The organism is Paenibacillus sp. IHB B 3084 (genome assembly GCF_001447315.1).
GTDB lineage: Bacteria > Bacillota > Bacilli > Paenibacillales > Paenibacillaceae > Paenibacillus.
The window spans coordinates 3970211-3996142 of record NZ_CP013203.1 but is presented as its reverse complement, the minus strand read 5'-3'; the positions used below and the strand labels follow the sequence as shown (position 1 = coordinate 3996142).

At 46.2% G+C, this 25932-nt stretch carries 17 protein-coding genes and 4 pseudogenes; 9 read left to right on the top strand and 12 right to left on the bottom strand.

Translation table 11 applies throughout. The annotated features are described in order from the left end of the window. Positions 1-46: 46 nt before the first annotated feature. The 4 genes from ASL14_RS18735 to ASL14_RS18720 all read left to right on the top strand — a co-directional run bounded on the left by ASL14_RS18735 (position 47) and on the right by ASL14_RS18720 (position 4869). Entirely contained in the window at positions 47-1018 is a 972-nt protein-coding gene (locus ASL14_RS18735) for a LacI family DNA-binding transcriptional regulator (RefSeq protein WP_134913010.1), read from the top strand. Positions 1019-1251: 233 nt separating this feature from the next. Further along, the gene (gene licT, locus ASL14_RS18730) at positions 1252-2100 is read left to right on the top strand and encodes a BglG family transcription antiterminator LicT (protein ID WP_134913009.1); all 849 of its coding nucleotides are present in this window, start codon (positions 1252-1254) and stop codon (positions 2098-2100) included. A 236-nt stretch (positions 2101-2336) separates the two neighbouring features. Then, on the top strand, positions 2337-4193 hold the full coding sequence (locus ASL14_RS18725) for a beta-glucoside-specific PTS transporter subunit IIABC (protein WP_134913008.1): 1857 nt from the start codon (positions 2337-2339) through the stop codon (positions 4191-4193). Between the two features lie 160 nt (positions 4194-4353). Beyond that, the gene (locus ASL14_RS18720) at positions 4354-4869 is read left to right on the top strand and encodes a thioredoxin family protein (RefSeq protein ID WP_134913007.1); all 516 of its coding nucleotides are present in this window, start codon (positions 4354-4356) and stop codon (positions 4867-4869) included. A gap of 268 nt (positions 4870-5137) precedes the next feature. Here ASL14_RS18720 and ASL14_RS18715 read toward each other — a convergent pair. Next, a pseudogene (locus ASL14_RS18715) lies at positions 5138-6479 on the bottom strand (sugar phosphate nucleotidyltransferase). A 155-nt stretch (positions 6480-6634) separates the two neighbouring features. On the opposite strand from ASL14_RS18715, the pseudogene ASL14_RS18710 reads away from it, so the two are divergent. Further along, a pseudogene (locus ASL14_RS18710) lies at positions 6635-7329 on the top strand (response regulator transcription factor). Positions 7330-7374: 45 nt separating this feature from the next. Here ASL14_RS18710 and ASL14_RS18705 read toward each other — a convergent pair. The 3 genes and pseudogenes from ASL14_RS18705 to ASL14_RS18695 all read right to left on the bottom strand — a co-directional run bounded on the left by ASL14_RS18705 (position 7375) and on the right by ASL14_RS18695 (position 14039). Then, positions 7375-11804: pseudogene (locus ASL14_RS18705) on the bottom strand (hypothetical protein). Between the two features lie 52 nt (positions 11805-11856). Next, a complete protein-coding gene (locus ASL14_RS18700) occupies positions 11857-13593 on the bottom strand; it encodes a sensor histidine kinase (RefSeq protein ID WP_134913006.1) in 1737 nt (578 codons plus the stop codon). After that, positions 13590-14039, bottom strand: coding sequence for a hypothetical protein (locus ASL14_RS18695; RefSeq protein WP_134913005.1), 450 nt, complete (start codon positions 14037-14039; stop codon positions 13590-13592). The genes ASL14_RS18700 and ASL14_RS18695 overlap by 4 nt, the downstream gene beginning before the upstream one ends. Positions 14040-14084: 45 nt before the next feature. Here ASL14_RS18695 and ASL14_RS18690 point away from each other — a divergent pair, with 45 nt between their 5' ends. Beyond that, a complete protein-coding gene (locus ASL14_RS18690; RefSeq protein WP_134913004.1) occupies positions 14085-14789 on the top strand; it encodes a response regulator in 705 nt (234 codons plus the stop codon). Here the strand turns inward: ASL14_RS18690 and ASL14_RS18685 are convergent. From ASL14_RS18685 to ASL14_RS18670, 4 genes and pseudogenes are all read right to left on the bottom strand, one after another. Continuing rightward, positions 14757-15667 (bottom strand): annotated as a pseudogene (locus tag ASL14_RS18685) (glycosyltransferase family A protein). The gene ASL14_RS18690 and the pseudogene ASL14_RS18685 sit on opposite strands and share 33 nt — an antisense overlap. Next, entirely contained in the window at positions 15627-16853 is a 1227-nt protein-coding gene (locus ASL14_RS18680; RefSeq protein WP_134913003.1) for a glycosyltransferase family 4 protein, read from the bottom strand. The pseudogene ASL14_RS18685 and the gene ASL14_RS18680 overlap by 41 nt, the downstream one beginning before the upstream one ends. Then, positions 16837-18102 carry an MATE family efflux transporter gene (locus tag ASL14_RS18675; protein WP_134913002.1) on the bottom strand — a complete coding sequence of 422 codons (1266 nt, stop codon included), beginning with the start codon at positions 18100-18102 and terminating at the stop codon, positions 16837-16839. The genes ASL14_RS18680 and ASL14_RS18675 overlap by 17 nt, the downstream gene beginning before the upstream one ends. A 4-nt stretch (positions 18103-18106) precedes the next feature. After that, the gene (locus tag ASL14_RS18670) at positions 18107-19228 is read right to left on the bottom strand and encodes a glycosyltransferase family 2 protein (RefSeq protein ID WP_134913001.1); all 1122 of its coding nucleotides are present in this window, start codon (positions 19226-19228) and stop codon (positions 18107-18109) included. A gap of 399 nt (positions 19229-19627) precedes the next feature. Between ASL14_RS18670 and ASL14_RS18665 the strand changes: the two genes are divergently transcribed. Next, on the top strand, positions 19628-21349 hold the full coding sequence (locus ASL14_RS18665; RefSeq protein WP_134913000.1) for an NAD-dependent malic enzyme: 1722 nt from the start codon (positions 19628-19630) through the stop codon (positions 21347-21349). A gap of 24 nt (positions 21350-21373) precedes the next feature. After that, positions 21374-22327 carry an AEC family transporter gene (locus ASL14_RS18660; protein WP_134912999.1) on the top strand — a complete coding sequence of 318 codons (954 nt, stop codon included), beginning with the start codon at positions 21374-21376 and terminating at the stop codon, positions 22325-22327. A gap of 51 nt (positions 22328-22378) precedes the next feature. Here ASL14_RS18660 and ASL14_RS18655 read toward each other — a convergent pair whose 3' ends face one another. The 3 genes from ASL14_RS18655 to ASL14_RS27450 all read right to left on the bottom strand — a co-directional run bounded on the left by ASL14_RS18655 (position 22379) and on the right by ASL14_RS27450 (position 23265). Next, positions 22379-22573, bottom strand: coding sequence for an XRE family transcriptional regulator (locus ASL14_RS18655; RefSeq protein WP_134912998.1), 195 nt, complete (start codon positions 22571-22573; stop codon positions 22379-22381). 65 nt (positions 22574-22638) lie between these two features. Next, a complete protein-coding gene (locus ASL14_RS18650; RefSeq protein WP_189338175.1) occupies positions 22639-22800 on the bottom strand; it encodes an aspartyl-phosphate phosphatase Spo0E family protein in 162 nt (53 codons plus the stop codon). A gap of 303 nt (positions 22801-23103) precedes the next feature. Further along, positions 23104-23265: a hypothetical protein gene (locus tag ASL14_RS27450; protein ID WP_189338174.1), complete on the bottom strand. Its 162-nt coding sequence runs from the start codon at positions 23263-23265 to the stop codon at positions 23104-23106. A gap of 274 nt (positions 23266-23539) precedes the next feature. On the opposite strand from ASL14_RS27450, the gene ASL14_RS18645 reads away from it, so the two are divergent. After that, positions 23540-23938, top strand: a complete 399-nt coding sequence (locus ASL14_RS18645) for a hypothetical protein (protein ID WP_134912996.1) — start codon at positions 23540-23542, stop codon at positions 23936-23938. 640 nt (positions 23939-24578) lie between these two features. On the opposite strand, the gene ASL14_RS18640 is transcribed toward ASL14_RS18645, so the two are convergent. After that, positions 24579-25916: an ISL3 family transposase gene (locus tag ASL14_RS18640; protein ID WP_134912995.1), complete on the bottom strand. Its 1338-nt coding sequence runs from the start codon at positions 25914-25916 to the stop codon at positions 24579-24581. Between the last annotated feature and the right edge of the window lie 16 nt (positions 25917-25932).

Below are 25932 nucleotides of genomic sequence, written 5' to 3'. Positions count from 1 at the left end.
TAACGCGTTTCATGTCAAGTATTTTTCTTATGTGAGGAGAAGCATCATGTCGAATCTTGATCAAATTGCCAAACTGGCTGGCTTTTCCAAAGCTACGGTATCCAGAGTATTAAACAATTCCCCCCATGTGAGCCAGGAAACGAGAAGCAAAATTTTAAAAATCATGCAGGAGCTGGATTACGTTCCCAACCGGAACGCCATTTCCTTATCCAAAGGTCAGACCCTTCAAATTGGCATTATCACTTCAACCATTAATGAAATTGTTCTCGCATTTCTGAACAGCTTTGTAGAGGTGGCGGCCCAGTATGAATTCCAAACGATTATTTATACTTCCGAAGAAGACAAGAAGAAAGAGCTTCTGGCCTTCGAAGATCTGAAAAGAAAAAGAGTTGATGCGTTAGTTATCATTTCCTGTGTAAATGATACCGATTTGTTAAGCACTTATTGCAAGTATGGCCCGATCGTGTCATGGCAACGAATGGATCATACCGATATTCGCTCCGTCGCCATGGACCAGTATGAAGGATATATGCTAGCGCTAAAACACTTGATACAAAAAGGCTATACTCGTATAGCCAACGCCTTTGGTCGCCCGAGTAGCATCAACACCCACAGCAGACAACGAGCCTATGCGTATATTATGGAGCAGCACAATCTTCCTGTATTGCAGCATTGGAATAATTCTTCCATCTATAACATCCGTGACGGTGAACAGGTGGTGCGTGATTTGTTACAGTATCGGGACGAATTCCCACAGGCTATTCTGTGCTCCAACGATTACGTGGCGGTTGGGATCCTCTGCGAAGCCCGTAGACAACTGCTGAACGTGCCGGAAGATCTGGCGATTGTCGGGTTTGATAATACGGAACTTGCGCATACTATGGGCATTACGACCATCCAGAACCCGATTGCAGCTCAGGCGCAAAATGCTTTTTACATGCTTTCCCCTCAGCTCGTAGGTCACCAAATGGAGCTGCATACCCTGCAATACAGCCTCATTGAACGCACGACTACATAGAGTAACGCTTAACCGGGGGGCTAGGTGAAAGGACCTGTGTATGTAATGTTTTTTGTCGAATAAGAATAAAATATGTTGAAATCGCTTTTTTTTGTGCTACAATAGCACTATATAAAAGGATTGTGACCGGTAATGCGGGCAATGCCTGAGTTCAATTGAGTGCTATTGCTAACAATAGTGTTGAATTGTGCTTAGGCATTTTTTATTGGTAAAGGATGGGAGGGGGAACTTCAATGATTATTGAGAAGGTGCTCAATAACAACGTCCTGTTGACTAAAAATGATAAAGGCAAAGAGGTCATCGTAATGGGAAGAGGCATTTCCTTCAAAAAGGTGGCTGGCGACCAAGTTGATGATCATAAAATAGATAAAATCTTCATGTTAAATGAAAACGAGTTCACAGCCAAATTAACGGAGCTGCTGAACGATATCCCTGTATCGCATCTGGAGGTCGTTAATGAAATTGTGACCCATGCAACGCAAGTGCTGGATACAGAATTAAGCGATAATATTTATTTAACGCTGACCGATCATATTCATTTTGCCATACAGCGGCAAGAAAAGGGGCTGGCGCTCCAAAACGCGATGCTGTACGAGATTAGGCGCTTTTACAAGAAAGAATTTGAGGTTGGACTGGATGCTCTGCAAAAAATTGAAGATACGCTCGGAGTAAAGCTGGGCGAAGACGAAGCGGGCTTTATCGCATTGCATATGGTGAACGCTCGAATCGACGGTAACGAAATGAAATCCACGCTAAAAATGACGGAAATCGTTCAGCATATATTGAATATTATTACGTACCATTACGGTATTGTGCTGGATGAGTCCTCCTTTAGCTATTCGAGATTTTTGACACATTTGCAATATTTTGCGATGCGGGTGATTCGTAAAGAGGTCATTCACAGCGGCGAAGAATTTTTGTACAACCAGGTAAAGCAGACGTATACCGAAGCTTTCGCTTGTGCGCAAAAAATCAATGAGTATCTGGAAAAAACATACGACCAATATTTAAGCAAAGACGAATATGTGTATCTGACCATTCATATTCATCGAGTGACTGAGCGAAATAATATCACGGAGTAACAGGCAAGTAAACTTCATAATTTCATCGTATAAGGATTGTGACTGGTAAGGCAGGCAAAACCTAAACTGATGGCGAAATCCACGTTCTTCTTTAAGGAGAGGACGTGTTGCTTTCGCTACGAGTTTAGGTTTTTCTTGTTTACAAGGTTAAAAAGATGCACGCCGGCGCATCTTAGCAACAGAAGTAAACGGTAAATCCTATCCATATCAAGAATAACCTATAAGGAGTTCTGAACATGAGTGATAAAGAGCTATCCAAAAAAATAGTGACCCTTGTTGGCGGCGAAGAGAATGTCAATTCGGTATTCCATTGCGCCACACGCTTGAGATTTAAATTAAATGATCGTACAAAAGCAGACAAAGCTGCATTGGAAGCAACGCCCGGTGTCATTACCGTGGTGGAAAGCAGTGGCCAGTTTCAAGTTGTTATCGGCAACAATGTAGGCCAAGTATTTGAGCATATGATGGCAGAAACGAATTTGCAGGATGCCGAAAATGCAGGTGAAAAAAAGGAAGAGTCTTCCGAAAAAACGAACTTTCTTGGTAAAGCGGTCGATATTATTTCCAGCATTTTCTCTCCTATTCTGGGTGCCCTTGCCGGAGCAGGTTTACTCAAGGGATTGCTGGCGTTAATTCTATCCTTCCATTGGATTGATGCTGCAAGCGGTACGTATCTGATCCTGAGCGCAGCTTCGGACAGTGTATTTTATTTCCTGCCTGTATTTCTGGCTATTACGTCGTCCCGTAAATTCAAAACCAATACCTTTGTATCCGTGGCAATCGCCGGGGCTTTGGTCTATCCAGCCGTTATAGCGGCGGTAAGCAATCCGGAAAGACTGGCGTTTCTCGGTATTCCGATCATTCTGATTAATTACAGTTCCAGTGTCATTCCGATTATTCTCGCGGTATGGGTGCAATCTTATGTGGAACGCTGGTTCAATTCCTTTATCCATCAATCGGTGAAAAATATTATCGTACCAATGCTGGCGTTGCTGGTCGTTATTCCGTTGACATTCCTGGCCTTTGGTCCGATAGGTAACCTGATCAGCCAAGGCTTGGCGAATGGCTTTACCTGGGTATACAATTTAAGTCCGCTGGTCGCTGGTGCTGTTGCCGGGGCTTTCTGGCAAGTGTTTGTTATTTTCGGCGTGCATTGGGGCTTCGTTCCGGTCATGCTGTCGAATATTGCTACACTGGGTTATGACACCATGCTGCCGATGCTTACAGCAGCCGTGCTTTCTCAGGCTGGTGCAACACTGGGCGTATTCCTGAAATCCCGCAACACTCAATTGAAGGCTTTGGCGGGTTCCTCTACGCTGGCGGCTGTTTTTGGGATTACAGAACCAACGATTTATGGCGTAACTTTGAAATTGAAAAAACCTTTTATTTATGCTTGTATTTCCGGTGCAATCGGCGGAGCTATTATCGCTTCCGGTGGAGCGCATGCGCAATCCTTTGCATTACCGGGCCTGCTGGCGTTGCCGACTTACTTCGGACCTGGATTTTTGTGGGTTGTCATCGGCTTGCTCGTTGCCTTTGTACTCGCAGCTGTGCTGGTTATGATTTTGGGCTTTGATGATCCAAAAGAAGAAGCTGTCAAAACAACACCAACACCAGAGAAAAAAGAAACTTTGATCGAGAAGGAAATTCTCGTAAGTCCACTGCAAGGTAAAGTGCTGCCACTCGAAGAATCTTCTGATGTCGCTTTTGCATCAGGGGCTATGGGTAAAGGAATTCTGATTGAACCTACAGAGGGCGTACTGACTTCTCCTGTAGACGGAACGATTACGACGGTATTCCCGACCGGACATGCTATCGGTATTACTTCTAATGACGGAGCAGAAATTCTGATCCACGTTGGGGTCAATACGGTGAAGCTGAAAGGACAATTTTTTGATAAGCGTGTGAAGGAAGGCGACGTGGTTACACAGGGACAGCTGTTGCTCGAATTTGACATTGAACAAATTCAAGCTGCAGGTTATCCGACAGCCACGCCGATCATCGTGACGAATTCTGCTCAGTATCTGGATGTTCTGAAAACAGCAGAATCTGAAGTGAAACGACAAGATTACCTGATGACGGTGGTTGTCTAGTTTCCATTAAACCATAATAAAGCCCAGCTAATACTGCTCAAAAAAGAAGCTTTCCGAATGGAAAGCTTCTTTTTTTATACAGAGTGAGACAAGTATTACAGCGAAAAATGGAAATATCATTTATGGTATGTATAAGATTGTTAAATAAAGGAGGATTTCTGTGAAAAAAGGATATATTGTCGGTCTAAGCGTGATTGCGCTGCTGGTCATTGCTATCGCTATTTCGGCTGTGTTCAAATTTCAGGATCTAGAGCAGGTTGTTCAGCAGAAAGACAAAGAGATTCAAGCGAGTAAAAGCAATTATCCCGAAATATACGATCACTTGAATGCGGTTACAATTAATGGTTTTAAAACCATGATCCAGCAGGATCAAAGTGTGTTTATCTATGTAGGCAGACCTAGCTGTGGAGACTGCAACCGCTTTGAGCCTAACTTTAACAAGATGATCGAGCAGTATGATCTGGGCTCCAAAATCACTTTTTTGAATGTTCACAAAATTCATAAGGACAAGCCTCAATGGAATAAATTTAAAGAGGAATACAACGTAAAGTATACCCCCACCATTGCGGAATTCAGACATGGCAAGCTGGTGGATAAAGTGGAATGGACACCTGAAAGAGACCTCAGTACGGATGTGGTAAAAGAGTGGCTGATTTCCAAGAAACTGATTTTATAAGCATCGTCCTATTCCGTTTCTTATGGACAAGCTTTCATGCAGAAAAAGGTATTCACGCGTTCACCGCATGGATACCTTTTTTAGGAATTTCAGATGATTTAAGGTTTCCAAGAAAAATTGGTTCCTGACTCTCCATTCTACCTTATGATACCGCCCTTTGTACTCAGCCGAGTCCTACTGCGCAGACGGATCGTGCTTCGATTGTACAGCACCATCTGCCAACTCCGTTTCTCATGTACCTTTTTTAGTTAAGCTTATATAGCTAGTATTAGATGGAGTCGGGAAATTCGTATCTGATAATATCGGTTTCTGACACAATATGCCCCATTTGAGATTCGATGAACTCCAAATCCCCTTCGACAGCACCTATATAATGCTTGGTACCCGGCTCTACGACGATAACCTCACCGGGGTTGACCATTTGCATTATTCCATCGATACAGACGCTTCCCACCCCGGACGTAATAGTCCACACCTCTTTACGGAACTGATGTTCATGATAGCTGATGAATCTTCCAGCAGAGATGACTACCCGTTTGGTGACTGTCTGTAAGCCGCTGGCCGCTTGTTGCTGGGACAATACCGTTTGCTTCCCCCAAAAGCGCTCCTCAAAACGAGGTCCAATCTCAATTTCCGCCACCATATCCTTAATCCCTGTGGATGATTGTCGATCGGTGACCAGCACGCCATCCGGCCCGGCAACGACAATAATGTCCGGGACATTCCAGATGCTAACCGGAATCTCCAGTTCATTGATAATATGCGAATCATGAGAAGCTTCTGAAATATAGCCCGGGCCGCTCAGTTCTGAACTCATTTCCCGCACCAGCGAATCCCACGTTCCTAGATCCCTCCACTCCCCATGATACGGAAGCACCGAAAGCCGACGGGTCTGTTCCACTACCGCAATATCGAAGCTGGTTTTAGGCAATTCTGCATAATTTGTCGAAAGGGATGCATAGTCCGATGATAGGCCCTTTTGCTCCAGCATGTCCAATAAAAACCAAGCCTGAAGGCAAACACACCGCAATTCCATAGGGCTCCTTCCCGGATCAGCGCCTCCGAACGGATCAGATCCGGCTTTTCCACAAATGAGCTAACCCTGAGATACGGCTGATTGGGGGAGGAAGATGACGAAGGAACAATATAGCCGTATTTGTCAGAAGGCTCGGTTGGAGCAGCTCCCATGAGTGCGATGTCACTCCCGGATTGCTCCAATATAAATGGGAGTCTGCGCAGATGCTCGAAAAACTCATCCCCAGCATATCCGTCCACCGGCATGACCCCTACAATCTCGTCGCGCGACACACCTGCCCGGTCATGTAAGTAGGCCGCAGCCAAGGAAATGGCCGGAAATGTATCCCGCCGGGTCGGCTCCTCAATTACCACAGCGTCCGCCCCAATTTGCCCGCGGATCAGCTCAGCTTGAGTTCCACTCGTTGAAAATAGGCCTCCCCTGCCAAATTGGCTTCAGATAACTGCCGCCAAATCCGTTGCAGCATGCTTTCAGGTCGTTCGTCATGACGCAGAATCGTAAGAAACTGCTTGGGGCGACTCTCATTGGACAAAGGCCAGAGACGTTTCCCGGAACCTCCAGATAGTAAAATCATTCGCAATGATGCAACCTTCTTCCTCTAAATTAATAAAGTATGTGCCATCTGGCACTATTCGTTTTCATATATTTGCCGAATACATAAGTATGCATAAATCGCAATTTATGCATACTTATGTATTTGTATATCTGTTTGTACAGGAGCTGTCCGTCATGTCCATTAAAATACTGATCATTGAAGATGAAAAAAGTTTGGCAGATATGATCGCCCTTCATCTTCAGGAAGAAGGTTATCATACCGAACTTATTTACGATTCCAAACAAGCACTTCCGACACTTATGCGTTTTAAGCCTGATATTATTGTGACCGATCTTATGTTTCCGGTATGGTCGAATGCGCACTAATCGGCCAACTCCGTCAATATACGACGGTTCCTGTGCTGGTGATCTCCAACAATACTCTTTTGAATATAAGAATTAAAGCACTGGATGACGGAGCGGATGATTTTTTATGCAAGCCATTCAACCTGAGAGAGCTAAACGCTCGTATCAAAGCCTTACTGCGCCGCTCTGGCCGCAACATGCCTGCCGAGTCCCAAGCCATAACCAAAAAACTCAAAAAAGTGCGGGTCTGGGTGAATGATTACCGTCACAGCCTGTTGGTCGATGACCGGGAGGTTGAAGTGACTCAAATCGAATTTTCCATTATAAAAGAGCTATCCTGCTATCCGGGGAAAGTCTTTACCCGCAGCGAGCTGATGGATCGGATTAAAGGCGGAGACGGTGCCTATCTCGATCGCACGATTGACGTACATATCTCCAGTCTCCGCAAAAAAATCGAACGTGACCCCAAAAATCCTCAGCACATCCGTACCGTCTGGGGCCGGGGGTACAAATACGAGATGTAGCCGTGCCTTCTAATGGCTACTGAATAGCATCATAGGAACTTCCTTCTATGGAATCTTTCGTTTTTTCCATCGCCGATAAGGAAGAAAACAAGCCGCCCCACCAAGTATCCCAAGTATGAACAATATCCAGCCAAAGCGGTAGGCGGAAGCCAGAATTATGACGACCTTGCCGCTTCCGCTGCCACTGGTTATAAATCCGGTAGTCACTCCGTTCACCGACAGACGGGCACGCTGGGTTTCACTTCCCAGTCTGAATTCCCACAGTGGATTGGGCGACTCGGTTTCCCGAATCAGCACCTGCTGATGCGTCGGATTATACAGCGTAAAGCTGCGTTCCATAGAATTTTCACGAGAAGCCTGAATACTTTCTGAAGCATGGGAAGCCGTAAAAAAGGTTTCCATCTCCGTCCCCTCAAACAACGTAAGCTGATCCACTGTAATCATCGCCTGATAAGGGATGACGGAATAATGCTTCATTTGAAATAAGCCTGACTGCTTCTTATGCGCATGCGCCAAAATCTGAAACTGCATAAAGGCGGTTCCTGCTGGAGCCTTCACAATCTGATCATAATGATTCCATTGCTCCTTATCTCGCTCCTCCACCTCGTTAATATAAGAGGTCTGGAGGATTTGGGAGGCTTTATTCAAAAAAATGACCTTCATATGCCGACTTCCAATTTGTTTTGACCTCGCATCCAGTTGTACGGCATATTCTCGCAGCGGCTCAGCCTTCATCTTCTTCGACGCATATATATTCCAATCACAAGAATAGCTCGGTGCGTAACGAATGGACAACCCCTCGCCGCCTGATGACAGACTCATCTTGCCAGGCTGAATATCCGCCACGCAGCCTACATCATTGGTTAAAGATTCCTTCGTGTTATCCTCTGGCATAACCGTCACTTCCTGCGCGGCCATCCGATGAATATCTTCATACCCGCTCATGGACGGCACCTGACTGTCCAACACCAGCGTTAAGCGATACTTCCCTTTGGTTAAAAACAGATTTTTGAACTCTACACGTCCATAATCGTTCAGTAAACCGGGAATTTGAATGATTTGTTTGGCAAAGCCATCCTGATTCGGCACCGTTTCAATGACCTGTTTTTCGGACGAAGAGGTAACGGGCAACCGCTTATACGACTCACCTGTATGGATCGTTCTTGTCAGCACCGTTCCTGTCTCTTCATTCGTCCACTTCATCGTCAATGCCCCATGATACCCGGCAGGTAAATCAGCCAGAATAGCTGTAGAATAGGTGCCAGTTTTGGCGATCTCCACATCCCTGCTTAATGTACCTTTCTGATAGCTGATTCCCCGTCCCATGCTGAGCCTCGGCAGAGCACGCTCTGACTGCACATTTCCTTGGGCGTTAAAATCGCTCTCGGCCTCCAGGGTGAAAAAGAGCTTGCCCCGCTTCAACGCCTGCTCCACCGGAAAAGATAGCTCATCCAGCTGGTCTACAGGTACAATCGCAAATTGATTGATCGCGTTAAAGCCTTGCAGGTTATTAACTGTAATCGGGGTATCCCCTTTGGGAAAAGCATGTTCTCCCAGGTCGACCCATTGGAACTGATTCAAGCCTTCATCATGGGTCTTGATGTCGACCACTCCACCCGGCAGCGTAACTTGCAGCTTCCCGCCTGCCTTATTCATAAACACTCTCGCATATACATGCGAGGTTTGCGGCTGTTCCAGCTTTTTGTGCATCGTAAATGCGTTAGGCTTACTATATTGTCCCAAATCACGTAACTGGATATCATGAATCCACCAGTAATTCTTTTGCTGCGGGCGTTGCAGGGTTAACAAATCCATTCGCATCCAGTAGCTGCCCGGCGGGGACACATATTCCCCGTAAAATTTCACACCGTCAAAATTGTATCCCTCCGAAGGAGCCACAACATAGCTAACCCCAGCTCACGCATCTGCTTATCATAAAATCTCATTTTAACATGCATTTTGTTCGTGCCGCGTCCAGAGACGGTAATCTGAAACTGGTACGGGTTATTTTCCTTGGCTTCCAGCAAACCGGATCTGGCGACCTGCCATATATTGCTCGGGTCTCCCTTCATAATCTCGCCGTGCAGGGTCGGCACATCATTCAATTCCTCACGCGGATTAGCCTCCACGCTGAACAACTGCGGATTATCCGGTTTGAAGAAGGTTTCGGTCCGCAGCATGGAATCAAAATCCACGACTGTTTTCCCTTCAATGCTGCTCATCTGATAAGGGGCCACATCCAGCTTCTTACTGGCAAAGGTGACAGCAATCCCGGCGTCCATTTCCATATCAAACGGGAAATTTCGTATATTTTGGGACGATAAATACCATAACCAATCGTTGGTCGAGGCAAAGGTTTTGGACCATTTTAAAAAAGCATTGCCATCTTCAATGACATCAAACGGACGCAAATAATCCTCTGCCGGAAGCTGTGACAACAGCAAATCGTTAAAGGAGGCCGCTTCCACATAATCCCCCTTGTTAACCGTCTGAATGGTTTTTAGCTCAGGCTTCAACGCACTGAATAGTACCCCGAAGCGACTAAAATCAAATCCAGGCAGATGACTGTAGCTCTCCAGTCGGCTAAAACCGTAAGGTGTCACTATTTTGCTCGGTAATATGTTCATATAAGGCGGGGCCTGATCCAGATTAAATATGGAAAAAATTCCGTTCTTGTATGTGCGTTTCAGCCCCGTCTGACCTTCCAGTTGAGACAGATGAAAATCCTGCCGCTTCTCCTGTCCCTCATATTCGTCATGGTACACTAACTGATTAACCCCGAAGGTGGAGAACAACCAGCCTAACCGAGAGCTTAGCCCGTTGTCCAGCAAATACTCCAGAAAGTTCATATAGTATGTAATCCCGGGGTCGTTGCCTTCATGATGGAAAATCGTATTTTTAGGAGATGAGTACACCTGAAAATCCCCGGTTGCCTTCTCGGTTGCTGTCTTACCCTTATTCCATTTAGGCGTGGCTACGCCGTTAAAGCTCTGAATCATATTGTCGGCAATCGGAAAATACAATGCCTTGCTGTCGAAGCGATCCGGGTCGGTCAGCTTTTCAGCCATTTGGCTGTAAGCCTCCGGCACTTGAACCGGCTTGTAATACCCCTCAATGAATTGGGTACGCAAGGGTGCAAAATACACGCCAAGGCACAGGACGACAATGACAAGCGCCAGCCTTTTATACACTCGTTGCAGCGGCGATGAGCCGAACCATTCCATAATCTGAATCACGCCGAAGGTCAGCAACACCCCGAAATTAAGGGCAATCAGCCCGATAAACTTGTTGGGATCACGGAAAACCGAGCCAATCACAGGGGTCTTCGTCACCAGAATGACAAACCACTTGGCAATGGACGGGAAGGTTGTCCCGGTGGCTGCGACGAGAAATAATAGCGTAAGCAGCGAAAAGATCAGAATGATCGGATTTTTGTGTGAGCGCGTCACCATCGCATAACCAATCAAGAGCAGTAAAAATCCCCCGCCCACATAAAACATCGCAGGCAGTGAGGAAAAAGAAAACATAGGCCACCAATAGCTCAGCAAGTAGCCCACATTATATAAGCTGCTGTTACGACTGAACAGGGACAAAGTATCGACGACGTTGATATTATGCTGCGACGCCTGAGCATCCATCACCATACTGCCGAGATACAGGGACAACCAGTAAAAACTGAGTAGTCCGAAGAACACGCCAAAAATGATCCCTTTACGCAAAAAATTGCCGTATAAAGGCTGTAAATAGGTGCGACCGGCCTTGCGGTGCGTCCAGGTCAGTTTGATCAGTAAGAGCACGGTGAACAAGCCCAAATAAATCATGCCGAAGAAAAAATAATGAATCGCAGCGGCGCTGACGGTAAATACCGCCGCCAACAGGAACAAGTCTATCCAGTTCCGCTGGTACAGCTTGTGAGGATTATAGTTTTTAATTTGCTGAATTTGAAATTTGGGATCAACCGCGCTGAAAAAGAAACGCAGCATTAACGGAAACAAACTATACCCACAGAGCAAATAAATATGCTGAATGCGGAAAATAACCCACGGATTCAGTGCATAAAACAGTGCGCCGATCATGATGGCAAAAATACGGGTTTTCGTAAAGCTCGGTGAATAATATACACTGACCAGCCGCTTGGCAAAGGCATACATCGAAAATGCGGAAACAAACAGCAGACCCGTGATAAACGACTTGAGCAAAACCGGGCCGCTTTCCCCGAATAGCAACGAAAGTCCGTAGAAGGGCAAGATATAAAGGATACGGGGAGCATTGAACATGGTAGAGGTAGACCACCGTTCGTTCCATACTCCCATAATTTCCTCCAGATACCGATGAGAGGTGGCTCCAAAGGCAATATCACTAAACACGATTTGCCCCGGTCCATAGATAGGCGCAAGATATACGCCAATCGCTGCCAGCATCAGTAAGATTGCTGCCATATCATAGCGGTATCGAAATATCCATTTTCTTACCATGCCTGGCCCCCCTCTCTTGAAATTTCCGATGATCTTTCGGTTTATCTCTCCGTTATCTTCTTAAACGAACGATCGCCTGCAAGCCCTGATCCGTATTACGCAGCTTTAAGCGGCCGCTGATTGTCTTTAGATAGGCATCCATATGATACAGGCTGAACGTATGCTCCTGCGAGTTTTGGGAATAGTCCGGCTGGAAATAGCTCCAGCGCATCTTGTCATCAATGCCGCCGCCCGTATCCTCAATGGTAATAACAATTTCTCCTTCTTCCAGCCGCGAGCTAACCTTGAGGACTTGAGTCTGGCGCTTGGAACGCAGCAGCCCCGTACGTCCCCGCTCCTGATCCTCCGATAGCTTATTCGTTTGGCCCATCGCCTGTACCGAGTTCTCCAGCAATCCCTGAATCGTCTTGTACAGCATCGGCGTTTGGGCTGCAATGGACGGAATAGGCTCTTGCCGCAAGATGACCTGAATATCCTTCATGTTCAACGAACGGTTCGCCCATTTCAGCGACTCAGATAATACCTCATTCATATCCGTAAAGCTGATTCCGCTATTGTCGTGCATCTTCTCTTCCAGCTCATCACGTAAGGTGCGGACTCCGGTCAGCAGCCCTCCCAGTGAGGATTCCTGTTTGAGACGTCCCTGAATGAAATTTTCATTCAACTCACGGAAATATTCCAATTCCTCATGGGATGCTCCCTTTCCCTGACTGGAAGCTGCTTCAAAGCGGTTCGCCAGATCATGATAAAAGCCCAGCAACTTCAAATCATCACCGCCTGTCAGACGGGCAGTCTGCTCTTGCAGCTCCTGAAGCCGTTGCTCAATCGTCTGCATTAACGGCAAGTAATACGTATCCTGCTGCTGTCGCATATCCTCATCCCGCCGTTGGTCCCGCACCTGATTATTCACGAGCGTATCCTTCACGATCCGTTTGCGAAACTGTACGAGAATGGCCCATAGTATCAACAATAGCAGAGCCATGACCAGCCATACCTTTTTGCGAAAAGAGCTGATCCGCTGGGCAGTGTCCTGATCAACATCCTCAACTGAAATGTAAAGAGCCTCTTCCCCAACGCGGCTGAACCCTATGCCGTGTTTCACTCCCTGATCTTCAACAACACCCGTATTGCCCTCCAGCAACCTGCGGGTTACACCCGTAATGTCTGTCCGATTGATATCCGATGTGTTGAGGGAAGCTACGACCTTGAATTGATCATTATAAAATAAAGTCTCGTGCGGATTGACCGGTTTACTCTTGATGATACCGCTGAGCATACCGGAGTCAATGGTACGCACCATAAAGCCGCCCGTCTGCGCCCCTTGAATCCTGCACACGATATACTGCGCAGGCTGATGATCCTCTGTCACAAAGGAGCTTACGGCACAGCCATTTTGCAGCAATTTAATTTGCTGTACCGCGCTTTTCATCTCACGGTTATCACGTCCGGCAATCACACGATACTGTTCATCCAGCACATAAAATGCCCCGCTTTCACGCTTAAAGCCCTCGGTATACTGACGCGTCCCCTGATTCAGTATATTTCTGCCGAGGTTGGAGGCCAGCTCATTCAGTTCAGCCTGCCATGCCGCGTAGTGCTCGGATATACGGCTGGACCAATCCTGCACCTCATACCGGAGCTGCTCGTCCTGAATGTCCGCCAATTGACCACTGAACTCCCGAACGATAAACCATTGAATCGCAATCGCCAGAAGCACGGTCGCGCCCAGAACAAGCAGGTACAGGATCAGCTTTTGCCAACCCGGTTTCAACAACGCCCATCGCTTCATGCTTCCCTGTCCCCTCCATTCGGTTCAATTCGGCCCAGAATGGCCTGCATCAGACACTCCAGCTCGTAGCTGACCAGCGGCAGCCGTGCACACAACAACCGGGGAGTCCGGCGCTGGAGTGCGGCAAACCTTGCAGCGGTTTCCGTTGCCCCATCCGTCAGCAGCAGCAACTCGCAGGTTTTTGCAATATATAAACGATCCAGCTCTTCTTCGCTGTACTCGCGCAGATCAACAATGTAAATATCATGACGATCGTCCATATGCTGAAGTGCGCTGGAGACGGTCAGGGTTACTCCTGCATGTCGTGCAGCATGATACTGGTGAAGCAGACGCATTCCTTTTTCCCAGAGCGCATGTTCAGCCGAGTCGAATCGTTCACAAAAAAGACGCAGCGCCCGTTCTGTATTGACATCTTTCAAAAATGCCAAAACGCTGATATTATACATGTAGTTCCTCATTTCTTACTTCCTGATTGGAGTTGCGCAGTTCTTATGACACCCCAAAACATTCTATTTGTTGACGACAGTCCTATGGTTTTGTCCCTGCTTGAACGGACATTGTCGGAAGAAAGGTTCACCTTACATACCGCTCATACTACCAAAGAAGCCTTGCAGGTGCTGGAGCAGCACCCGATTGATGTCGTGGTTTCCGATCTGCTTATGCCTGGTCTGGACGGGATTACCTTCCTTCGCATGATCAAGGAGGATTATCCCCATATCGTGCGGATCATTTTGTCAGGTCACCTGCATACGCAGACCATTTTATCCGCGATTAATCAAGTAGGCGTCTTCCGCTTTTTGACCAAACCACTGGAACTGGATGATGACACACTGAAAAGGATCCTGTACGAGGCGCTTGATGAAGCCAAACTCAATCGAACACATCTGAACACAGACCAGAGCATCGCTCCTGCCCTGTCGGTATTTATAGACAGCATTCTGAATGCTCCATACCGACCCTATGTGCTGATGAATGAGCAAGATATCGTAACTGCAGTACATGTTGCACTCGCTGAACTGTATCCTGTAGGCAGCTCTCTTCGCCACCCTAAACAGGCAGGCATTCAGTTAACCGCACATTCACTGTATATACCGTATGAGGAGTCGGAATCTTCCGATCCCGACCTGTATACGCTGGATACGCTGACTCTGGGCCGTTCATCCTTACGCCTTATCCGCCTTAGCGAGATCGCCTGAGTGACGGGCGCCGCCCTTCAACACGGCGGCTGCCCCAATCACGGTCAGGCATGCATACATCCATAACATCCCCGCCGTTAGCAACGGGTGACGGATATAGCTTTTCAGATTGCTCCATGTATACAGCACCGGACGGAAAAAGTACCACCGTTCCAGCGCCTTCCGCAATCCCCCTCCTCAGACGACAACGTACGATCCATCACCGAGAAGTAGTAAGCTTTTTTACGTAATACATCACGCAAATAGACCTGTTTTTCATCATGATATACACGTGTAAACACCGCCCGCCGGATGACTCCGCCAGACTCTATATAACGCAGGGTCGGCTGTATTTCTTCAAAAGCAATCTGCTCCGCGTTAAATCCGCCTGTCGATTCATAAGCGCTCATTCGCCAGAAGCGTGCCGCTTCAATCGAACGTTTTCCCAAGCTCTCACCCGCGTTGTTAATAACATTCCGCTCAAAGACTTTGACTTTGGAAAAAAAGTTGGCCGCTTCCGAATAGGCCTCCTCGGGAACGACCAATGCGCCGATATCCTGATGATGGTCAAAAAAGTCGATGCTCTGCTGAATCAAATGCTCGGCTAAAATCATATCGGAATCCAATACAAGTATGTATTCGGCACCCAAACGTCCGGCTTCCTCAACCGCCTTGACTCTTGCGACTCCCCGCTCCCCATGAGGAAGCTCCAACACCGTTACGGGTACTGGGCTCCCTGCCGCTAGCGTACGAATCGTCTCCACGGTCTGGTCCTCCGAGCCGTCATCGGCAATCACGATATGCAGATCCTTGTAATTTTGCCACATACAGCTCCGCAAACAAGGTTCTATCGTCCGTTCATTGTTGTACGTGGAGAAGAGAATGACCACTTTGTCCACTCTGTTCCGCCTCCTTTATCCAATCTCCCATTAACTGCTCAAATGCAGCCGCCGTATGATCAAAATGAAATCCCAGCGCATACTGATACGCCCGCTCACGCATGGCCATATAGTCTTCGCCGCCGTTTGCTGCTCTTTCCATTTGTTCAGATAATCCCCGGATGTCGCCGTGGAAGCATAGGTATCCGCTTTTCCCAAAATCCGTCGCGTCCACCAGTCCGGGTGAATTACTGACGATGCTGGGAGTCCCCACAGCCGCTGCTTCGGTAATCGTCAAGCCCCAGCCTTCACGCAGGGAAGGGAATACGAGCGCGTGGGCGCGGCTCATCAACTCCAGCTTATGCTCTGCTGAAACAAATCCGTAAAAGGTAATATCCGCTTGGGATTGTCCCTGTTCGTCCGGTTCTCCGTAGGTCAATCCATACCGTTTCATGATCGGCAATAATTGTTCTGCCACATAGGTTTTATCGGTTTTTCCAGCGATCCATAACATAGCCTGAGGGAATTTTTTCTTGAGCCCTCCAAAAGCTTCAACCACCAGATCAATGCCTTTATATTTCACAAAGCGCCCGGCGTACATAAAGGTCGGATTGGACTCCTTGGTTAAAAATTGTTCCCGAGACCAGTGTTCAAACTCGATGCCTTCAGGCAACAGATGAACACGATCCGGGTGAAAGCCCAGCTTGAGCAGATCGTAACGGGTAGATGGGGATACGGTAATTGTCCGATCCTTACGAGCAAGCTTGAGCATCCAGGGCTCCAATCGATATCCGATATGATTCAGCGGAAAACCAGCATTTTCAAACCATATTTCCCTTGTTAGCTGATGTATAAAGAAAATCCGCTTGGGTGCCTCTACCCAGAAACGTGTGAAAAACTGATGTGTGTTCGCCTGATTAATCACATAATCAATATGCTTGCGATGATGGCGATAATAGCGCATGGCATAATAAATGACGCTATAAATGTTTCCTTTTCGGATATACGTAATTCCGTCTATGATTTCTTCCTCGGGCATCCCCTCGAGCCTGGGCGAAAAATGAATAAACTGAAAACGGTCTTGCTGTGAGCGTTTGAGCATTTCGTGGGTGAAAATTTCGGCTCCCCCGCTTTTAGGTGAACGAATGTCACGCCAGGAGAGCAACAGAATTACGGTTTTACCATTCTGTTCAGGTATTGTATTCATGGGGTGAATCCCCCCTTATTTTTATTTTGAACAAATATACATAGGCATCTACCACAAAATAGAGCGACATGGCGCCGTAAACAATCAACTCGGATAGCAGAAAATCAGACGGGTTTTGATGCGCCACATGAAAGGCTGCCAATAAAATCGCAGCTCCAGCCAGTAGCCCGAACATAAATTTGCGTCTGCCCACCAATACATGCACATGAACAAAGAACAGCACGATGGAAAACAGCCAGTACACCCATCCTCCCAACGGAATATAAGCTTCTGCCGACTGGTATGAAGCCCCGAATAGTACGGGAATAGAAGGTGGGAACACAAAGGTAGTGCCCACATATACACAGATCGCTGCAACAGCCATTAATCCGGCATAGACGGCAACCAGCTTGCGCAAGGCTTGGCGGTCATGCCCCTGCGCACCGAGCTTTGGAATAAAGGCAGCTATCAAGCTGTACGACACGTAATAGACCAACTGGCTGTATTTCAACGCAATCGCATAACCGCTGGCCTGTTCGGGAAAGTAATGCTGCACATAGAGCATGTCAATGGAGATACAGAACAAAATAAATAAATTCGTAATGAGACTATCCGTAAAATCCTGACCTAGTGATTTCCATAGCCCGGAAGATATACGTTCTCCAGTCCGTCCGCGTAAGGATAAGCCCCGCACCGAAACAGCCCAGCCGTGAAGCAGCGACAGCAGCATCCCCCCACAGCTTGCCAGCAGTAAAGCCTCCAGCTTGAGCCCTGATGCAGCCAGTATAAAGAACAGGCCCAGCTTTCCTAAAACCTCCAAGTAATAGTTCACATTCAGCGCCAGCATACGTTCTCTGCCCTGTAAATCTCCACGGCACGAGCTGACGAGAATATGCAGCCCCACCAAGGCATACAGCATAAATAGCGGGCCGGAATCCACGCCTAATAACGAACGCAGCAACGGATGAAGCGCCAGTAATATCGCCATGGCAAGCACGGTTAGCAACAGAGGTGCTTTTAGCAATAGGGAACCGAGTGGCAGGCTACGCAGCGGAACCTTCTTGTCTCCTTTGGAGACCAGCTTGGCTGTTAATAGCTGAATGGACAGGCCCAAAACGGACAAAAGTGCAAAGAGGGCCAGCAGCGCATTCGCCTGACCATAAGCTTGTCCGGTAAGATACCAGCTCGCTGCAATATGGAAGAAAAAATTAAATCCGTTCAGCAGCACATTAAATAGAGGAAACATCAACGTTCGCAAGCGGTTTGTCACGTTCTTATCTCACCCGCCGATCCAGCCACCAAATATCAATAATGGAGCGCAAAAAACGAATCGAATCCTTCCAGACATGGATGTGCGATCCGTCCCGGTCAATACACTTGACGGGTAATTGCAGCACACGAAGCTGGAGTCGCTTGGCAATAAACATCATTTCCAGATCCAGCGCCAGTCCAAGCTGTTCCTTCAAATGCGGGAACATCCGCTTCACAGCAACGGAGCTCATCACTTTAAGCCCTGTCTGGGAATCCACCACGCCTGTCGGTAAAAACGGCCGGGAAATGACACGTTTGCCAAAGCTGACTACAGATCGTAATAAGGAACGGTTTTCAGCGGTCATGTCTTTGGTTCCAATCACCACATCATAGTAGCCCTGCCGAACGACATTAATCATTCTGGCAATATCCTCAATAAAAAAGGAGTCGTCCGCGTCCACAAATACGTAGTAATCCGCGCCAATGGTGCGCATCCCTTCCAGATACGTTCCTGCCTTGCGGGTATTGCGTCCCAGTTCCCTGGTTTGAAGCAGCGGACTCAGATTCTGATTAATCCGGTTCACGGACAGGTCTGTCGCCGCCTCCAGCGCTTTGATCAAGGCATTCGTGCCATCATGACTGCCATCATCAATGAGATAAATAGAGCCCTCCACAATATGACTGCGGATAAAGGCTTGCAGCCGTTCAGCAAACTTCTTGACATGAACAAAACGCTGCTCCTCGTTATATACAGACAAGATGAAAGCAATATGCCGGCTTTTGGCCGAATACTCGGGATAGAGCAAGCTTTGAATTTCGGAAAGCATCTCTTCGTTGTCATTGGCTTGCCAAAAAAGCAGGCGTAAACGACCTATTCCGGTAATCTGCACCATATGATGATCACTGAACGGATGCGATACATCCGTCACCAGTAACAGCGGCATCTGCGGAAAGCGACTACGGATCTGATTCGCTACCCGTACAGCCTGTCCAGGCTCCCTGTAATCAATCAGGCAGCAGCATGCGTCCTCATAGGCTGAAGTGACCTCCTGATCCTCGCACTGTATATACTCGTAAAAATAAATCACGTTGGGATAATCAATAGCCCTGTGGTTATCGCTAAAAATGGCTATAGGTCCCTGCACACAAACATCTCCTTTTCCTCCGGGTAATTCTATTTTGTTGAAAAGTAATTAAAAATGTTTGTTTATAGGGATTAAACATGGCTACTAATCCTTCATATTTTTTTAACAAAATATCTGACATGCCATGATACATATGGATAATGTCGAATTGAGACTGATATTTCACATTTAGCAGAAAACAAGCATTTAGACCTACTTTCCCCTGTAAAAATAAGTGTCAAAAGGCCTTGTATTCCATTCTTCATATATAGTTCTTTTTAATCAAAATCAGAATGTATTATGGTTATTTTGTCATATAAAAATAGACGAATAAAATAGATTTACACGTCCATACTATGGGCAACATGTCATCTTTCGACACGAATGGTCATCAATACGAAATGAAAGAAGGTTATTCTTATGGAAGCATTTTATATAAATAGGGACGGATCATTATCTACTCCGCTACGGGGGAAGGATGTATTAGCCAATCCTCTTTTGAACAAGGGGGTCGCTTTTACGGAAGAGGAACGCAAAGAACTGGGTCTTGAAGGAATTCTTCCGCCAACCATCCTTTCTCTGGAGAAACAGAGCGTCCGGGCGTACCAGCAATTTTTGGCACAACCGACCATGCTACGCAAAAACGCTTCCCTGAACGACCTTCACAATCGAAATGTCGTGCTATATTATCGATTGCTAACCGACCATTTGAGCGAGATGCTGCCCGTTGTCTACACACCTACGGTGGGGACCGCGATTCAGGAATATAGTCATGAGTATAATCGCCCTGGCGGTGTCTATTTGTCGATTGATAATCCGAACGGCATCGGACAAGCATTCTATAATTCTGGCTTGAGCGGTGAGGATGTAGATCTGATTGTAGTGACGGATTCCGAAAGTATTTTGGGGATCGGTGACTGGGGCGTGGGAGGCATTAATATTGCCATTGGCAAGCTGGCTGTATACACGGCTGCGGCAGGAATTCACCCGGGGCGGGTGCTGCCGATTGTGCTGGATGTGGGGACGAACAATGAAAAACTGCTGAATGATCCGCTGTATATCGGAAACCGCCATAAACGGGTTCGCGGAGAGGCTTACAATCAGTTTATTGATACCTTTATCAGCAAAACGTTAGCTCAATTCCCAAAGGCGCTTTTGCATTGGGAAGACGTGGGTAGTGTGAATGCACGCCATATTATCGGAAAATACGGTCAAAGTATTCTCACGTTTAACGATGACATTCAGGGTACGGGAGCCGTAACCTTGGCTGCAATTCTTTCGGCGGTAGGCGTCACCAAGGTTCCGCTGCGTGAGCAACGAATACTGGTCTTCGGCCCGGGAGCAGCGGGAATCGGCAACGCCGACCAAATCCGGTTAGCCATGATCGTAGACGGCCTTGCAGAGAAGGATTCCTTCAAGTCGTTCTGGGCTTTTGATTATCGAGGTCTGCTCACAGACGATATGGAAGATGTATTGGATTATCAGAAGCCGTATGTGCGCAAAAAAGAAGAAGTCAGCTCATGGACACGGTCTGATGACGGCAAAATACCGCTGCTGGAGGTCATTCGTCAGGTAAAACCTACGATATTAATCGGAACCTCCGGCGTAGCGGGTGCCTTTACCGAAGAGATTATCAAAGAAATGGCCAAGCATGTGGAGCGTCCCATCATTATGCCGATGTCTAACCCTACGAACCTTGCGGAAGCTGTTCCGGAGGATTTGATCCGATGGACAGATGGCAAAGCACTGATCGCTACCGGAAGTCCCTTTGAACCTGTCAGCTATAACGGAACGAAATTTGAAATTGGACAGGCGAATAATGCCTTTGTTTTCCCGGGGCTTGGTCTGGGCGCAATTGTGGTCCGAGCTAAGAGAATTACACCCGCCATGTTTACCGCTGCGGCAGACGCTGTTGCCAATGGGGTAGACACCGATCAACCCGGAGGCGCATTGCTTCCCAACATCCGAAAATTACGGGATGTTTCATACGCTGTTGCGGTTGCAGTAGGAAAAGCCGCGATTCAGGATCAGGTGGCTCAGGCACGCATTTCAGATATCGAGCAAGCCGTTCGGGATGCGATGTGGAAGCCGGAATATGCGAAGGTAAAAGCAGTGGAAAACGTAATACACCACCCGCATTAATAGGACTTTCAGGAGGAAAAATCCATGAGTGTCGGACATATCTTTTACATTTTGGTGCCTATTTTCTTCGTCATTATTTTAGGGTGGTTGGCAGGCCATTACAAAAGCTTCGATGCCTCTTCCTCGAAAGCCCTAAATTCACTGGTTACCAAATTTGCGCTGCCCGCGCATTTATTTATCGGCATTACGACCACCAGCAGGAAATCCCTTATCGAGCAATGGCCTTTCTTGCTGGCTCTGTTCATTGGTATTTTCGGCTTTTATGTCGTCCTCCTGCTGGTGGGTCGGTTTGCGGTGAAGCAATCGGTAAAGGATGCATCCATGTTTGCTTTGAACTCGGCCCAGCCGACATTTGCCTTTATGGGCATTCCGGTACTAGGTGCCATCTACGGTTCCTCTGCTGTAGCTATTCCAATTGCACTTACGGGGATCGTAGTCAATGCCGTTCTTGATCCAGCGGCTACCATTATAGCTACCGTCGCCAGCCGGAACTCAGGCAAAGAGCGGAATGGTCCTCTCGGGAAGCTTGTTTGGGACTCCATTCTCCACGGCTTAAAAGAACCGCTGGCGCTGGTGCCGCTTATTGGTGTTATTTTGACCTTGTTCGGCTTCCACTCCCCGGATTTGCTGAACAAATCGTTCAATCAAATTGGCGATATTACGTCCGGGGCCGCTTTATTCGCGGTCGGTGTGACCATTGGCGTGCGCAACATCAGTTTCAGCATAATCGCCATTGCCATCGCGCTGTTAAAAACGATTGTACAGCCTCTATTGATGCTGCTGATTGCCTACCTGTGCGGCCTTTCGTCTGCCGATACGGTGAAGGCGGTATTACTCGTTTCCTTCCCAGGCTCAGCTGTCGCTGCCATGATTGCTACACGTTTTGAAAGTCTGGAATCGGAAACGGCCTCTGCTTTCGTCATTAGTGCCGTCATTTCTCTTGCTACACTGCCTGTACTCATTTCCCTGCTGGTGTGAATTCATACGTATAGATAGAACTGACTTTCTCCAGAAATAGATAAAGATACGTTATTCTTCAATTCCAAGCAATTCGGATACTTGCTTTCTATATCTCGTAGCCTTACGTGTCCCGTGAATGAGATTGGACAATCTGGAAGCCGGAATTTGATATGTAGTACAAAACGTTTTTTGATCCATTCTTTTCTCGATCAGTTTTTGTTTGATCTCCCACCCAAAAGGGGTTACAGCATTTCGTCGATTCAACTTCATTACCTCCAAGCCTGGTTTTTGAAATCATAGTATGATGCAACACGTAATACACCATTAACTTAATGATCTGATTTGCCCGTTTGGTAATGATTCAACAGATCATCCAGCTTCTTGGATTGTTCAATTACTTTGGGATGTGTTAAAAATCCATACTTTTTCTGGACTTGATACAGTTTCCTCCTAGCTCTTTCGACACGAAGTAAAGTCACACCTTGATTCATCAGTATGATCCCCTCCTATATGTCATATTTTAGAACAAAAAGACGTTTTTTGGATTTATGAATGATGCTCCTAGCAAAAAAGGAGCTGTTCCAAAAGTTCGCATAAACTGGGAAGCCACAAGTTTTACGCAAAGGAACCCCTGTCTCCACTACTAAAGTGGGGACAGAGGTTCCTTTGGTTTGGATAAATAATTCATATGTATGGTTCATACTGATCATCTCAAATAGCTATTCGGTGAGTTATATGATAATTCACTCAACAAAAAAATCCCACAGACCAATTAAGGTTAGTGGGATTTTTGGTTATATCTTTTTTTCGGAATTATTTTTATTCTTTTTCTCAGCAAGAATTATACCTAGTAGTGTATATCCCCTGTACAATGTTCCAATTAACAGCACTCCACCAGCAATAGAAATAAGAATAACTACCATGTTAAGTATAAACGGTATTAAATCAAAAGCCAAAATAACACCTCCCATAAAAGATCTTTAAAAAGGAAAAATCTAGTTATAAAATGGAAAACGTAACTAGTACCACAAGAATATTTTGATAAGTACAAAGGTGTATATAAGAGCAAAGAAGAGGTTTTGAATGCATTTGGATTGGAATCGCAAAGTAAACAGTCCCTATCAGCACAAGGAGTAGACACCGCCGAAACTGACAAAACCCCTGCATTAAAAGCGAACACTGTTGATGAAATGGCTGCTATAGCTGCTTACATATATGGTCCTCCAACAAATGAATCATCGACAGACTACTATCATTGATCCAAACGATATAAAAGAAGTAGGCGAAAAGACAGATATTCATCAATCAATCACCCCTCAAGCTACTTCGACTAAAAATTTTGAAGTTAATTTGTATGAATTTCAAATATACACTGTCAAAGGTTTTGTAACTCTGAAATACGATTCCTCAACAGGTTATATTTCATCAACAACGGCTACTAGCTCATTAATTGGCGCATCAGCACTTGCATCATGGAGTCCTGATTCTCCAATAATTGATTCTCCAGCAAAATACAAACGAACTATAACTTGGAATGGCACATTAACCACTAGGCTTGCTGGCAACGATTATTGGAGTAAACGTATATCTAAAACAGGTGCCTTTTATAGTGGCAATGTCATTGAATAGGTTAGGTTGCTAAGTGTGGTTCAATTTCATTCAACAGTAGAAGAAATCCCCGCCGACTAATTAAGGTTGCGGGGATTTTAATTACAATACGCCGAAACAAAGTAGTATAATATGGAACCCCGTAATCCCTTTCCTCCCGATTGTGTCCCAAGTACCTAAACCGGATTTTTGAAAATGCATATCAAAGTTCACATAACTAATTTGATATTGTGACTCAGGACTATATTCCAGTTACAATACATCCGTCCGCTATTTGATCACATGTAACTATTAACTCCCCCTGCATAGCCTGTTGGTTTAATGATTTTCGACGAAGAGTCATAGACATCATTAGTTACTGCGCTAAAAGAGTTAAACGGGGGGCTAGACTGATCATTTTTTGAGTTTGGGTCTATGTAAATATCATATTTTGTAACATAAGACTGTTCACTCCCTTGTTCAGCATATGTTGCTGTTGGAAGATAGGCTACTGACAAAAAAATGGCTCTTCGGATTTCATGGTGGAATAGCAAAAAAGTAAAATCCATTATTTCAAGTATATAGTTATTGCTCTTTATCAGAAACATGGCTGCAGGTATCTCAGAAGCCGTTTGTAATAGCAACTTATTTGGGGTATCCGGATTTTATAGTGGAAAAGGGCTTATAACTCGCCCTTCTCCAATTTCTCAATCAAGATGGAAATGTCGATACCAAGAAGCTCTCCACGCTCCCGAACAACGCATGGAACAATAAGCGACTTCTTATCGAACATCGGGAAGTTATAATCTCGAAGTTCATAATCATCCAAGCGTTTCTTGTACTTTGGTCTGCGTTCCTTTTGAAGACCTTCTGTAAAGAGTATTTTGGCTCGTAGGGCTTTGAAAGAATAACCCCTACCCAAACGGTTAATGACACGGATAAGGCTGTTCAGAGACTCCGTATAAGCGTTAGTAATGCGATAGTCGAAGTAGGCGAAAATCTCATCTTCCCAATTCGCTATAGCCTTTGTAAGAGGCTCAAAAGCGAACTCCAGTTCCTTCGGTATTTTGGCTTTCCAATCGTGGTATTTGTAGTATGCTTTCTGTCTGCTGCCGGTATTCCATAAATCAAAGAATGATTCCTTCAAGTCATACGCAATTCCGAGAGAGGGGTGATTCTTCGTCCATAGGTCAAGCGTTATTTTATCCATCTCTGTAAGCTTTTCATGGCGTTTCAGGAGGATAAAGCGGTCGTGCATAAGACCACGCCGTTCCTTCGCTGACAAGCCCTCTCTAAGCTGTTTGCGGATGGTTTCTAACGCCTGATTCGCCATACGGACAACGTGAAACTTATCGACAATAATGATCGCCTTGGGCAGTACAGCCTTCACAGCGTCCTTGTACGGTTGCCACATATCCATTGTGACATACTGTATTCGTTCTCTGTTTGGAAGGCGTGAGAGGTACCCTACAACCGTCTCCTTATTGCGATTGGGCAGGACATCTAACAATGTGCGTTCCTCGATGTTGGTTAAAACGCATCTTGGCTTGATAATGTGGATTTCGTCTATACCAAGCCATTTAGGAGTTTCAAACCGTAGCGTTTCTTCTAGACGATTAATGTAATCACGGAAGATATTGCGAATGGTCTTTTCATTAAGCCCAACATCTTCCGATATGCTGACAAATGTGCGTTTGAGGCTCTGCTTCTCGATGTAGGACAGTAATCGCTTTGTACAGTTCCGCTTTTCGTCTATGGTGTGATCTAAGCGTTCCCAGAAAGTTTGAGAGCACTCACGGCAACGATACCTCTGACGCTTTATGAGAAGCCCTACACGTTTACCGTGAATAGGTAAGTCCATACAAAGCTGTTCTCTATTATCGTGCTTGTAAAGGTTTGCTACGCATCCACATTGAGGACAAGCAACAGGCGGAGAGTTTGTCTTTACCTGGATCTGAAAATCGTGTTCATTTTCAGCAATGTTGATAATGTTGAAGTTTTGTAAGTTAAGTATATCCACAATGTTACTACTCCTT